The sequence below is a fragment of the Nonomuraea sp. NPDC005501 genome (assembly GCF_040605905.1).
GTDB lineage: Bacteria > Actinomycetota > Actinomycetes > Streptosporangiales > Streptosporangiaceae > Nonomuraea.
Window position 1 is genome coordinate 18870 of the sequence record NZ_JBEXDT010000018.1, and the last position, 13646, is coordinate 32515.

Annotated in this window: 10 protein-coding genes; all 10 read right to left on the minus strand. The window is 71.0% G+C overall.

The features are described from left to right. Positions 1–17: 17 nt before the first annotated feature. Complete coding sequence (locus ABZS51_RS12445; RefSeq protein WP_355439182.1) at positions 18–3134, minus strand: hypothetical protein; 3117 nt, start codon at positions 3132–3134, stop codon at positions 18–20. Between the two features lie 32 nt (positions 3135–3166). After that, positions 3167–4483, minus strand: coding sequence for a hypothetical protein (locus ABZS51_RS12450; RefSeq protein WP_355439185.1), 1317 nt, complete (start codon positions 4481–4483; stop codon positions 3167–3169). After that, on the minus strand, positions 4476–5273 hold the full coding sequence (locus tag ABZS51_RS12455; protein ID WP_310716438.1) for a polysaccharide deacetylase family protein: 798 nt from the start codon (positions 5271–5273) through the stop codon (positions 4476–4478). The genes ABZS51_RS12450 and ABZS51_RS12455 overlap by 8 nt, the downstream gene beginning before the upstream one ends. After that, on the minus strand, positions 5270–6217 hold the full coding sequence (locus ABZS51_RS12460) for a glycosyltransferase family 2 protein (protein ID WP_310716440.1): 948 nt from the start codon (positions 6215–6217) through the stop codon (positions 5270–5272). Before ABZS51_RS12460 ends, ABZS51_RS12455 begins: the two co-directional genes overlap by 4 nt. Positions 6218–6234: 17 nt before the next feature. After that, positions 6235–7068: a glycosyltransferase family 2 protein gene (locus tag ABZS51_RS12465; protein ID WP_310716442.1), complete on the minus strand. Its 834-nt coding sequence runs from the start codon at positions 7066–7068 to the stop codon at positions 6235–6237. A 227-nt stretch (positions 7069–7295) separates the two neighbouring features. Further along, a complete protein-coding gene (locus ABZS51_RS12470) occupies positions 7296–8423 on the minus strand; it encodes a GNAT family N-acetyltransferase (protein WP_355439190.1) in 1128 nt (375 codons plus the stop codon). Beyond that, positions 8420–8788, minus strand: a complete 369-nt coding sequence (locus ABZS51_RS12475) for a hypothetical protein (protein WP_310716445.1) — start codon at positions 8786–8788, stop codon at positions 8420–8422. The genes ABZS51_RS12470 and ABZS51_RS12475 overlap by 4 nt, the downstream gene beginning before the upstream one ends. Positions 8789–9083: 295 nt before the next feature. Continuing rightward, positions 9084–10712 carry a sigma factor gene (locus ABZS51_RS12480; RefSeq protein ID WP_355439193.1) on the minus strand — a complete coding sequence of 543 codons (1629 nt, stop codon included), beginning with the start codon at positions 10710–10712 and terminating at the stop codon, positions 9084–9086. Between the two features lie 140 nt (positions 10713–10852). Then, the gene (locus tag ABZS51_RS12485) at positions 10853–12628 is read right to left on the minus strand and encodes a substrate-binding domain-containing protein (protein WP_355439196.1); all 1776 of its coding nucleotides are present in this window, start codon (positions 12626–12628) and stop codon (positions 10853–10855) included. 133 nt (positions 12629–12761) lie between these two features. Further along, a complete protein-coding gene (locus tag ABZS51_RS12490; RefSeq protein WP_355439198.1) occupies positions 12762–13397 on the minus strand; it encodes a hypothetical protein in 636 nt (211 codons plus the stop codon). Between the last annotated feature and the right edge of the window lie 249 nt (positions 13398–13646).

Sequence of the window (13646 nt, forward strand, 5' to 3'; positions counted from 1 at the left end):
GAGAGGTTCCTGTGAGTTCAGTTATTTAGCGCGATGTAGATGAAGCGCTCGGCTATGACGCCCACCGCGATGACGAAGGCCGGGACCGCGACGAACAGCAGCCGCTTACGCGCCCTGGGCGCCCGCGTGGGCCCGTGCAGCCGGATCACCTCGTAGGCGAACAGCGTCAGCCACGTCACGGCCAGCGCCGCGAGGCCGACGGGCGTCCACGGCGACGTGGGGTCGCCCCGGCCCTTGTACGGCTGGGGATCGGGGATCTCCGTGCCCCTGACGAACTTCTTCAGCGTGTAGAGCGCGGCGTCCTCGTTGGAGTACACCTTCTTCAGCTCCGGCGAGGCTTCGAGCGCCGCCTGGAACTTCTCCCGCCAGCCCTCGGGGAACCCTTCGTTGAGCTGGAGGTAGCTCACCTGGCCGCGGGTCACCGCCAGGAACGTGTTGCGCGGGCTCGCCTTGAGCTTCTCCAGCGCGCCGGAGATGTTGGCCGGGTCCTTGTAGACCAGCACCTGGCCGGAGAAGTTGACCAGCTCCACGTCCTTCTCGCCCCACGGCATGGTGGGCGTGACCTCCGGGCCCACCTTCGGCACCAGGTACACCACGCGGGCGCTCGGCTTGTCGTGCTCGTACACGTAGTGCATGGCCGCGACCTCGCCGCTGGTCACCCGCTCGAACTTCTCGTTGCCGTAGCGGGCGACGAGGAAGGCCATCGCGAACAGCACGGCGAAGAACGCCGCGAGCAGCACCGACAGCTTCCGGGTCAGCTCGGGGTTGAAGCGGACGTTCCGCCTGCGGATCGGCACGGTCTCCTCGCGCACGTCCGCGCTGTCCGAGGGCAGGTTCGGGAAGAACGCGTACGCGGCCAGCAGGCAGGCGCCGGGCATCGCGAACAGGTAGATGCGCAGCCCGATCTCGCCGCCGTAGCTCTGCAGCCCCAGCGCCAGCACGGGCACGCACAGCAGGATCAGCGAGGCGCGGTCGAACACGCCGCGGCGCAGCCGGCGCAGCAGGCCGACGGCGGCCAGCGACAGGATCACGACCAGGATGCCGAGCCGCGCCTTCAGCACCATCGCGTGCGCGGGGTCGCTGCCCGCGATCCGGTCGCCGGTGTTGCGCTGGAGATTGTCGAAGATCCTGCCCAGGCCGCCGAAGATCGCGTCGATCTGGCCGGCCCAGAAGCCCACGGTCTCGTAGCTGATCCAGGCCAGGACGACCAGGCCGAGGAAGAACGGCAGCGACCAGGTCAGCGACGTCCGCTTGAAGATGAGGAACGCCGTGATGACGCCGAGCATCATGAACGGCGTGATCTGGTGCGAAGCCGTCGAAGCGAAGAACAGCGCCAGCAGCAGCGTCAGCATGAGCAGCTTGTCGGCGCGGTAGGTGCCGGTGTTGGCGATCTCGCCCGGCGTCATGGCGTCGAGACGGCCGAGCCACTTGCGCAGCCCCTTCTCAGGGACCGGCTTCGTGCGCGGCTCCACCCGCCCGAACCAGCGCAACAGGATCGCCACGAACGCCAGATACAGGGCGAACGTGAAGCCCTGGGGCGAGAAGTAGTCCTGGCCGATCCACTGCACGAGGACGAACAGCAGCGCCGCGAACCAGCGCGCCCGCGTGGTCGCCACCACCTGCCGCAGGATGAGCACGAACGGCAGCAGGTAGAGCAGGTTGGACAGCAGCGGCGTCCACATCAGGATCGGCGTCATGTCCGTGATGCCGGCCGCCTTGGTCACGAACGCGAACAGCGCGAAGAAGCCCGGCCAGCCCATGCGCGCGTCGATGCTGATCGCCGTCTCACCGGTGCGGCCGATGAAGTCGACGAAGCCCGCGTGGATGTAGGCCGTGGGGAAGCGCGGCTCGGTGGCCACCAGGGCGCCCGCGCCGTGCAGCGCGAACGTGATCGTGGCGATCTGGAACAGCAGCAGGAACTTGCGGTCGGTCGACTGGGCGACCGTGACGAAGAACGCCACCAGCATGATGAGGATGGCGGCGAACGCGCTGGCGGGCAGAGCCGCGATCAGGCCGAGACCGTTGACGTTGGCGGGGTCCACGCCGCGCAGCGGGCCGGGGGGCACGCGCAGGGCGAGCACGTACAGGATGAGGCCCTCGACGGTGAGCAGGGCGGGCAGCCACTTGGGCGCGCTGCTCATCAGCGCGCTCAGCCGTGCCCCGAACCCGCCGGCCGCCGTTGCCCCGCCGGTCGCGGCGCGCTGCGGGGCCGGCTTCGGCCGCGCCTCGTCCCGCTCCGGCGTACTCGGCGCGGTAGGTGTGCTCGGTGTGCTCGGTGCGCTTGGCGCGCTCGTAGCGGCCGGCGCTTCGGGCGTGGCCGGCGCGGCGGGGGCCGCGGACGCTGCGGGGGCGGACGGCGCGCTCTGCCGGGGCGCCGCTCGGAACGGCGTGGTGGGCGGTGCGACCGGCGGCTCAGCCTGGCGGTCCTCGGCGGCGCCGTCCTGGGCCGCGCGGTCCCCGGCGGGACGGTCCTCAGCGGTGCCGTCCTCGGCGGGACGGTCCTCAGTGGTGCGGTCCTCAGTGGTGCGGTCCCCGGTGGGACGGTCCTCGGTGGTGCGGTCCCCGGCGGTGGGCTTCGCGGGGGAGGGCTTCGCGGGCGAGGACGCGACGGCACGGGAGGCGGCCGTGACGTCGGGGACCGTGGGCGGGCCGCCCACGCGGAAGGCCGCGGGCAGCCGGATCGCCGTGGTCGTGTCCGCGTCGGCCCCGTCCTCGTCCTCTTCCCAGTCCGCGTCCGCGTCCCCGTCGTCAGCGTCCCGAGCGCCCTCGGCGTCCTGAGCGCCATGGGTGTCCCCGGCGCGCGCGGCGGAGTCCGTGTCCTTGCCGGGAGCCGCGTCCGTGTCCGTGTCCGTGCCGGGAGCCGCGTCCGCGTCCGTGTCCGTGCCGGGAGCCGCGTCCGCGGCCTCGTCCGTCTCGGCCTCGTCCGTCTCGGTCTCGGACTCCGCGTCCGACGCGTCCCCCGACGCGTCCCCTGAGGCGTCCCCCGGCGCGCCCGCTGAGGCGTCGCTGTCGGGGGAGCCCAGGTCGAGCACGATCCGCGGGATGACACCCGTGGCGTCCGGATCGAAGGGCGCGCCCGGCTCCTCCTCCGTCTCGCCGTCGAGCTCGGAGGAGCCTGTGAACCCGGTTGTCATTCCATCGCCGTCCCGTTGCCTCACGTTGACCATCATGAGGCCCCGTGCGACCCCTGGGCGACGTGAGGCTGTCCTGTTTCGCCGGAATTGAGAACTTTACGTAGCTTTCCAAAGATCAGGCACGCCACCAGCAGCTCGCTGAACAGCATGCCGTACCCCACCGCGTTCACATTCGCGAACGGGAAGAGCACCCCGATGGAGACCAGCACGAGCGCGGCCAGTCCGATCTGCACCAGCGCCAGCGCCCGAGCCTCGCTCCGCGCCCGCAGGGAGCTGAGGTAGACCTCGATGAGCACCCGCGGCAGCACGGCCAGCGCCATGAGCCGCAGCAGCGTCGTGCCCTCGGTGGCGAACTCCGACCCGAAGATCATCAGGATCAGCGGCGCGCCCAGCACCGTCACAGCGATGATCGGTGTGATGATCATGAACGCGCGGCGCAGCGCCCGCCGGCAGTTCTCGGCCAGCTGCGCCCGGTCGTAGGAGCCCTCGACGGTCAGCGACACCGCCATGTTCATCGCCAGCAGCTCGATCATGCAGCCCAGCGTGTGGGCCATCGAGAACCGGCCGAACGTGGCCTCGCCCACCTGCGTCGCGACGGCCACCGGCACCAGGTAGACGATCGCCAGGATCGACAGCGTGCCGGGGAAGTCGCCGGCCAGGAAACGCCCGACCTCGCGCAGCCGCGGCGGCGCCGCGACGGAGGCGGATTCCTTGACGTGCCGGGGGATGACCACCGAGAAGATGAACCAGTTGACCGGGATGAGCGCCAGCGCGGTCGGCACCATCCAGGAGACGAAGATGCCCCCCTCGGGCAGCGCGCCCGCCAGCGCCACCAGCAGGCCCATCTTGACCAAACCGAAGACGAGGTTGTTGAGCGGCACCCAGGTGGCCCTGCGCAGCCCGGTCAGGACCACGTCCTGCAGCGTGAACACCGCCCAGACCAGCACCGCCCCGAGGAAGAACAGCCCGGGGCCGAAGCCGCCCAGCGCGGAGTACGTGCGCCCCCACATCGGGAGGGTCAGCAGGAAGCCGACCGCGGCCACCCCGCCGGTCGCCGCCGCCAGGCCGTAGCCGCGCAGCACCAGCTCGGGCGTGCGGCGGCCGGCCAGCGGCAGGAAGCGCGCCAGCGCGCCGACGAAGCCGAGCGCGGTCAGCGACGCGAACAGCCGCATCGCGGTGATCACGGCCTGCCCGCGGCCGAACTCCTCGGGCGTGTAGTAGTGGGCGGCCAGCAGCCAGTAGCCCATGCCGAGCGTGGCGGTGATCCCGGTGTTGGCCATGAGCGCGTATCCGTTGCGGAACAGGGGGCTGCGCAGGTCGTGCAGCACCTTCCGCCAGACGCTAGACATTTCCGCGCACCCGCTGCAGGCCGTACCTGGTCCGCCGGACGACCGCGTAGCCCTTGGTGAGGACGCGCTCGCGCAGGTAGATCAGGGGTACGGCGCTGCCCTCGACGGCGCGGCGGAACATGCCCATGGTGGTGTGCCGGCCCACCGTCAGCCGGGGGATGGCCAGCATGTCGTGCCGGTCGGCGGCGATCGCGTTGTTCACGGCGCAGGCGGCGAAGTAGCCGGCCTTGCGCACCTCGCGGCGCACCCGCGCGCTGGAGTAGCCGTAGGGGTAGGCCATGGTGGCGACCGGCGCGCCGATCTTCTCCTCCAGCAGGCCCTTGTTGCGGCGCAGCTCCTGGCGCAGCTCCTCGGTGGGGAGCTGGTCGAGCTGCGGGTGGCTGTGGCTGTGGCCGCCGATCTCGATGCCCGTCTGGGCGATCTCCCGGGCCTGACCCCAGCTCAGCATGTCGTCCAGCGGTCTGCCGGCCGCGTCGGCGCCCGCGTCGGACACCCAGCCGCTGGTCAGGAAGACCGTGGCGGGGAAGCGGTGGCGCTCCAGCAGCGGGAGCGCGTGTGCATGGAAGTCGGCGTAGCCGTCATCGAAGGTGACCACGACTGGTTTGACGGGCATACCGGTGTTCTTGTTCAGCCTGGCGACCAGATCGCCCAAGGTCAGCGGGGTGAACCCGCCCTCCACGAGGTACGCGAGTTGCTCCTCCAGATCGGAGGGGCGTACCGAGTGAGGGCGGGTCTCCTCGTTGGGACTGTCGGTCACCGAGTGGTACATGAGGACGGGCACCCTGATCACGAGCGTGCTCCCTTGAGCCGGGCGGACCCGACCACGTACCCCCAGGTGGTCCACGCCAGGCCGATGACGATCGCGGCGGAGCGGCCGAGGCCGCCCACGTCGCCGCGGACCGCCTCGCCCAGCCCGCGCAGCGCGCCGAGGGGCAGCGTCTTCATCGCGTGGGCGCGCTCGCTGGCCAGCCCGTCCTGGGTGCCCACCTCGCGCGTGACCAGCGCCTTCGACAGCCCTTCGGCGTAGCAACGGGACCTGAAGTAGGCGAAGCGCTCACGCTGCGCCGACACCTTGTGCCCGATCACCGCCCGCGGCTCGTACAGCATGACCGAGCCGGGCTTGCGCTGGCTCAGCCTGATGCAGAACTCCGTCTCCTCACAGCCCAGGGGCCTGCTCTTGCGGCCCTGGACGCTGCGGCCGATGCCGCTGTGGAAGCCGCCCACCTCGGAGACGACCTCGCGGCGGAAAGCCGCGTTGCCGCCCATCACGTTGCGGATCGGCGCGCGGACCGCCGGCATGCCCCGGTAGGTGCAGCCGACGGTCCAGTCGAACTCGTAGGGGAACCATCGCGGCCTGCGCCGCGATGCCCACAGTGGGTCGGTGCGTCCGCCCACGCCGACGACGGCCGGATCCTGGAAGCCCTCCTCCAAAGCCTCCAGCCAGCCCGGGTCGGCGACCGCGTCGTCGTCGAGGAAGGCGACGATGTCACCGGTGGCCGTGGCCACGCCGGTGTTCTTGCCGCCGGACAGCCCCTGCTCGTGCGAGTTCTCCACCACAATGGCCTGTGGATTCGCCTGCTTGAGCTTCAGGTGCAGGTCCGGGTTGTGGTCGACCACCAGGATCAGCTCGTGTGGCGGGCGGCTCTGCCGCTCGACCGACTCGACGGCCTGCCTGATGTCCTCCCACCGCTCCTCGGTGTAGACGCAGATGACGACAGACGTTCTCACTGTCATCCCTCTTCTTGTGCTGGTCAGGCGACGCCCCGGTCAGCGGCGGGGGCGGCGGCCGGCTTCGGCTGCGGGATCGTGGGCTTGCGGCGCCGCTCACGCAGGATGGTCCTGAGCACGCGCAGGCCGTCGCGGACGGCGTGCAGGTTGCTCTCCCCGTGGATGCGGCAGCGCTCGTGGCTCGGCACCTCGTGCACCTTCAGCCCGGCCTTGGCGGCGCGGACGTTCATCAGGGTCTCCACCTCGAAGCCGTCGCAGTCGAGGTCGAGCACGTCGAGGTGGCGGGCCCAGAAGGCGTTGTAGCCGTAGCAGAGGTCGGTGTACTGGGTGCCGTACATCATGTTGACGAGGCCGGTGAGCACCTTGTTGCCGAACTTGCGGTTGAACGTCAGGTCGTCGCTGCCGCCGCCGGCCGCGTAGCGCGAGCCCTTGACGAAGTCGGCGCCGGTCACCAGCGCGCCGACGAACGAGATGATCTCGTGGCCGTCGGTCGAGCCGTCGGCGTCGATCATGACGATGATGTCGCCCGTGCAGGCGGCGAACCCGGCGGCCAGGGCGTCGCCCTTGCCGCGGCCGGTCTGCGTGACGACCTTCACGTTCGGGCGCAGTCGCTTGGCCACCTCGACCGTGTCGTCCACCGAGTTGCCGTCGACGAGGACGATCTCGTCGATCCACTGGGGCAGCGTGGCGAAGACGTGGGGGAGGTTCTCGGCCTCGTTCATCGCCGGGACGACCACGCTGACGGTGGGCGAGATGGCGATGTGCGGTGTGATGGGGGTGAACCGCTCGATGGGTGGCATCGAGCGCAGAGGGGTGATCTGCGCCTTGCCGTTGTACTTGGTGCTCTCGGGACTCATGGTGAGGTAAATCCTTCCGGGACCCGCCTCCACGCGAGCCTGGGCCGGCCGTTCCCGGGTGCTGTGGGGAACGGCCGATCCGTGATCGGCGCACGGGGTCCTGTGGAGTGAGGGTGGTGCCTACGGGTGCTCTGCTGCTGCTCTGGTGCTGGTGCTGGTGCTGGTGCTGGTGCTGTGCTGCCGCTGTGCTGCTCTGCTGCCGTGCTGCTGTGCCGGAGGCGGGGGCGCTAGCGCGCTCCCGTGGGCTCCTTGACTACCGCATTGGACTGCTCCTGCTGGATCGAGCTGCGAACCCGGCCGAACCCCTTGAGGACACGGTCGGCTGCCCTATAGAGAGACGGCCGATCCATGACGATTGTTCGCGCCTTGTTGAAAGGAGTTCGTCCCATCCAGTGGACGGCCGCCGCGGCCGAGGGCCGGGAGACCCGTCCCTCGGACACGTAGAGCTCGCCGCTCTTGAGCCAGTCCTTGTACTCCTTGCCGCCCTTGCCCATGTCGACCATGAGCAGGCCGGCCTCGGCCGCCGCCTCGGCCATGCGGAGGTGGTGCACGATGCCCGGCGAGTATCGCGCGTACTCGGTGTCGTAGGCGGGGAACCAGCCGACGAGGGTGGTGGCCGTACGCAGTCCGAAGTGGCCGGCGACCGGCTCCTCGCCCGAGTACAGCATGGTGAGGACGCCGCCGAAGTCGGCGGACCGCTCCGCGTGCATGAGGTCGATCAGCTCGACGATCCAGGGCTGCGCGAACCGGTCGACGCGGCCCGTCCGCCGGTACTGGTCGGACTTCCAGCCGAGCAGGACGCGCAGCACCTCCGGGTCCGCCGAGGCGTACTCGAAGCGCAGCTCACCCTGCTCCCTTCCGAGCTTGCGCTCCTTGTAGCGCACGGTCTTCAGGTTCTTGGGGGAGTTGGTCCTGACCTGCTCCAGCCAGGCGTCGAAGCCCTCGGTGAAGTCCATGACCGGCGCCGGCCGGACGTCGGACTCGTAGGCCGCGAAGGTCGGCTGGCCCGCCACGAGGTGGTCGAAGTCGTAGACGGTGAGCTTGCACGCGCGCAGCAACGCGCGCACGTCCACCTTCAGGCCGGGAACCGAGATCAGACCGTGGCAGGTCGTCAGGAAGCCGCCGAGCGGCTTGCCGATGCCGAAGCTGTGGCGCTCGTACGGGAAGAACCCGACGATGCCGGTGCCGTCGTCGAGCACCGCGACCCGCACGTAGTCCCTCAAGCGGTCCATGGCCACGGCGAACTCGACGGACAGGAACGGGTTGTCCAGGCTCGGGTCGGCCTTCTGCAACTCGCGCCAGCGGGCTCTCTCGGAGTCTCCGAGCTCGCCCGGGCGGACCACCGTGATCTTCACTTGGTCCTGGCCCCCTGTTCGGTCTGCATGTTCTTCCCCCGGTACAACACGCGAAGCACGTACATGAACCCTCCGAGCACGGCGATCGTCGCCACCCCCGCCCGGGGAGACCAGGCGTCGAACTGGAGCATGGCCTGGGCGAGAAGAACGTTCACCACGAGACTGGCCGCGGCGCCCACCGACAGCGCGGCGAGCGGGTCACGATCTCGCAACAGCCCGACGACCGCGGCTCCGGGGACCACGAGCAGGAACAGCGAGATCAGGAACGGGCGCAGCGGTGTCTCGATGTCGAACAACGCGATCACGGCGCCTGCGACGCACGCGAGTCCGAGCAGCCACGCGAGCGCTCGGCGGTGCTTGATCATTTACCGTTCTCCCGGTCCTGGCTGGGCAAAGGCGCGATTGATCGCATTTCATGGGACCAATCCGTCCATGGACACGTCAATGCCGACGCTTGGTGACGCACTCCGGTTTACCGGAGGGGCGACTTTTCCCCGTGACATAGGGCACACGGATCAGTACTCTTCCGGCGCCGGTGCGGTCCCCAAGCACACCAGGATGCCCTATAGATGGCCCGATCTTCGAGTCAGGGCCCGGTTTATCCTAGTTTGTCATTGCCATGGATCTACCAATCCATGCCTTTCGCCGTAGTAAGGTCCGTCACTCCAGTCCTGCCGGTGATTCGGCCAGCGCGGTCGTCCCCGACGGGTCGTCCGGAAAGTCGTCCGACGGGTCGCCGGGCGGATTGCCGGGCGGGTTGTTCGGCTGTGGCGTGCTCTCGGGCGACCGCGTCGGCTCGCCGGTGGAGGGCGGCTCCGAGACCTGGCTCCGGCCCTCCCAGGACAGCCGGCAGCTCACGCGCCCGCCGTTCGAGGTGAACGACACCGTGCCGCCGCCCGCCGTGTCCGGGTCGTTCACCGTCACCCAGACCGCCACCGAGCCGCCCGCCCTGATCGACCCGGCCGACGGGAACACGTCGAGCCCCGTCGACGCGCTCGCGTTCCAGACCACGGCGGCGTTGCGGGCACGCAGGCCCACCCTGGCCGACCCGTCCAGCTCGCCGGGGCACACGGCGCTCAGCCGGGCGCCAGCCGCGGGGCGCCGGGTGCGGGTCGTGGCCGGGCGGGTGGTGGCCCCCGTGGCGGCCGGGCGCGGGGTCGTCCCGGACGGACGCGGGTCCGCCGCCGGGGTCCGCTCCGGCGTGGGGTTCCCGGCGTCCTCCGGCCCGTCCTGGAGGTCGTCCGGCTCCGCGGGCTCCGTCTCCGCCCGTCCCGGCGTGGGGACGGCGCTCGCCCCGGCGTCCTGCGTCGCGGACGGGGCGCCCTGGAACATCGTGCCGCCTGTGGCCGCGTTCGCCACGATCACCGCGCCCGTCCCCGCCAGCACGCACGCGCCCGCGATGACCACCGGCGCCAGCCCGCGCGAGCGCCGCCGGGAGCGGTGGCCGGCCAGGACGGGGAACCCGTCGCGGTCGAAGCTCTCGCCCCTGTCCATGATCAGCGTGCGGGCCTCGCCGCGCTCGGGGGCGAGGCAGGTGGCGATGAACCGCCGGCGCAGCGACAGCGGGGGGAACGCCACGGGGATCTTGTCGAGCAGCCGCTCGCCGGCCACCTTGCCGTGCCGTCCCTCGGTGCACACCTCGCAGCCGCCGATGTGCCTCGACAGCCGGCGCCGCAGCAGCGGGGTCAGCGGTCCCTCCCACGAGTCGAGCATCGCCGACAGGTCGGGGCAGTGGGCGCGTCCCACCCGGGCCAGGACGACGGCCGCCGCGGCGTTCTCCAGGTGGTCGCGGGAGCGCCGCAGCCGCGTGGCGGTCTGGCGCGAGGTCAGGCCGAGCACCGTGCCCGCCTCGGCCGGGGTCAGGCCGTGCCGCAGCGACAGCTCCAGCGTCTCCCGGTCGAGACGGTCCATCTCGACCAGCGCGTCGTGGACCAGCGCGGCCAGCTCGGGGTCGTCCGGCTCGTCCACGGACGGCTCCGCGACGCCCCGCACCGGGGCGCCGCTCCGGTGCGCCAGCCGGGCCATCACCTGGACCCTGGTCAGCGCGTACAGCCAGGCGCGCAGCCGCGCCTCGTCCTTGAGCCGGTCCACCCGGCCGTACGCGGTGACCAGCGCGTCGTGCACGGCCCCCGCGGCGCTGTGGCCGTCACCGGTCAGCGAGCAGGCGTAGTCGTGCAGCCGCACGCCGTACGCGTCGTAGAGTTCGGCCGGAGCGCCGTGGTCGCCGCGCCGCAGCGCGTCCGCCAACCGGTGATCCCCGGCGCGGTCGACAGTCGGCCATCCAGGCACGAATACCCTCCCCGCGGCTCGCGTGTGACCCCCACGCGCCTAGGACGCCGCCTGGCGCGGCCGGGTTGACCCGCGTTCGCCCGCCCATGCCGAACGGGCATGAGCTGGGAGGACAGGGGCGGAAGGTGCCGGTGTGACGGTCAGCCGTCGCACTTGGGAGCGCACAGACGGCGCTCCATGCCCTGCAGGAAGAAGTCGCGCACCTGGAGGATGTTCTCGGCGACGTACGCCTCGCCGCCGGTCGCCTTGGCCAGGGCGTCCATCTGCTTCTTGCCCTTGGGCGCGTCGGGGCCGAAGGCGATGAGCAGGATGCTGACCGGCCGCTTCGGGTTGTACGTCTTCTTCAGGTACGACAGGAGCTCCGCGTTGCCCACGCCGCCGTCGGGGTCGTCGTTGCCGGCGCCGTCGGTGAGGATCACGATCGTGTTGATCTTGTCTTCCGCGTACGACTTCGTCATCTCGGTGTAGGCGGCCTTGAGCGTGTCGTTCAGCCCCGTGTCGCCCGTGGCCTTGGCCTGCACGGTCGCGAACTGCGCCGCCAGCGCCTCCTTGCGGAGCCGGCCGTCGACGGTCTGGCTCAGCGGCCCCACCGACACCATCTCGCGCCAGTCCTTGCCCTGGCCGTCGAGGTGCGTGGAGAACGCCCACACCCCGATCTCCGAGTCGGCGGGGAACAGGCCGAGGCCCTCGGTGGCGATGCGGGAGATGGCCTGCATGCGGGTCAGGTTCGTGCCCGGCACGGGCAGCGCCATGGTGCCGGAGACGTCGAGCAGGGTCAGCAGGCGACTGCCCAGGTTCAGCCTCGACCAGGTCTGGGCCATGCTCGCCACCGTCTTGGCGTCGGGCGGCGCCAGGGCCCGCGGCGCGGTGGAGACGAAGCCCTTGTCCTTCGCGAGCGCGTCGCCGCCCTTGCCGTCGGGTGTACGGAAGCCCTGGTCGCGCAGCGTCCGGCGGGCCGACTCGGTGGTCAGCTCCTTCTGGAAGGCCGCCGCCGCCTTGCGCACCTCCGCGTCCTTGGACAGGACCAGCATCGGGTAATCCAGGCTGTACGTTCCCTCGGCCGGGTAGAGCGGCACCACCTGCGCGTCGGGCTTCTTCGCGTTGTGGCTGTAGACGTTCTGCTCGGAGGCGACGCCGACCGGCACCTTGCTGCCGGACTTCACGGTGAGGCTGGCCAGCAGCGCGCCGGGGTCGGCGACGATCTGGCCCGACAGCTCCTTCAGCGCCCCCACGAGCGCCTTGTCCTGGCCCGCCTTCTTGGCCGAGCCCGCGGCGGCGATCAGCGCGGCCATGCCCGCGGAGTTCTTCTGCGGGTCGAGGGCGAGCACGCGGACCTTCTTGCCGGGTCCGTCGGGGTTGGCCACGTTCGCCGCCGCGATCATGCCGGCCCAGCTCGGCTGGAGGCTGCCGGCGAGCTTCTCGGCCGACGCCTTGGCGGTCACCAGCACGACGGGCGACACGGCGGCCGAGCCGGACGGCTCGGGCAGCGCGGCGCCCGCGGGCTCGCTGCGCAGCCTGGCCACCGCGAGGCTGGAGTCGGCCACCCACAGGTCGGCCGCCGCCTTGCCGGCGCCCAAGGCGTTGGCCGTGCGGGCCGCGGCCTCCTTGGTGACCGTCACCTCGACGCAGCGGCTGTCGATGGAGTGCAGAGCCTTGTTGTAGGTGCCGGCGACCTTGCTCAGGGCCGGCTGGATGTCGGGGGTCGCCACCACGCGCAGCGCCAGCTTGCCCGCCGAGCAGTCGTGGTCGCGGTTGAAGATGACGAACGCGGCGACGCCGAGCAGGACGGCCAGGGCGACGGCCCCGGCGAGCGGGACGAGCACCCTGCCCCGGCCCCGTGCGGCGGATCGCCGGCGGGGAGCGGGTTCCTGGGCTTGGTAGCCGCCATCGAACTCGTCTGTGCGGTGTCGCCCCACGATGTCCTCTTTGGTGTGTTGAGACCTTCCGGAGACCCTGACCGGAGATGCTCCGCAATACCTCCGGAACGATACTCGGTGCGCTTACTGTGGCAAAACAGCCCTTTTGGTGCGGATACTACGGAGTGTCAGATCAGTGGCAGCATCCGTCACCACGCCAGGCCCGGTGACCCTCCCGCGCCGCCACGGCCGCCAGGGCCACCGCCATGACCGGATCCACCCACCACCAGCCGACCGTATTGAGCCACAGCCCGGCCAGCACGCCGCCCGCCGTCGCCGCGCAGATGAGATTCTGCGTGCCCTCGCCGGCGGTCGCGGGGGACGCCAGCCGCCGTGCCAGCCGGCGCTTGACCAGCCCCAGGGCCGGCATGCTCACCAGGCTCACCGCCGTGACCGCGATCCCCAGCGCCGTCGGCACCGCCCGGTGGCCCATGTCCAGGTCGTACGCGACATGGAGGACCAGGTACGGCGCCAGCACCCAGAAACTCACCGCCAACGCCTTTCGCGCCCGGTGCTCGGCGCCCTCGGACAACGTCCGCGACCCGGTGAACCGCCACACCACGATGAGGCTCGCCGCACCCTCGACCAGCGCCGACATCCCCCAGCCGATCAACGCGACCGAGTGCGCCCGGAACCCCGCCCACAGGCCGAGCGAGCTCTCCAGGCCCAGCCACACCAGGGTCGCCACCGACAGCGCCCGCGCCGACCGGGCCGCACGCAGCCATTCTGCTGACGCGGCCGGATGCGCGTGAACCCGCTGGTCAGGCACCTTGACCTCCCGAATCCCCGACGTCGTCCGGCCGTCGGCAGCGGTACGTACCTTATCCGTTACCCCAAGTAATCCCGAAGGCGAGCGGCAAAGGTCGGTCGGGTGATGTTCAATGATCGATTACCGGAGGGCTGTTGCGGGGATCACTTCACGGGTCGCCGCGGGTCACGGGTCCGCTTCAGGGCTCGATTACGGCCCTGTCCGGGGCGCCTGTGCGGTCTCTTGCGCGGGGCGACTGATGGGGGCCGA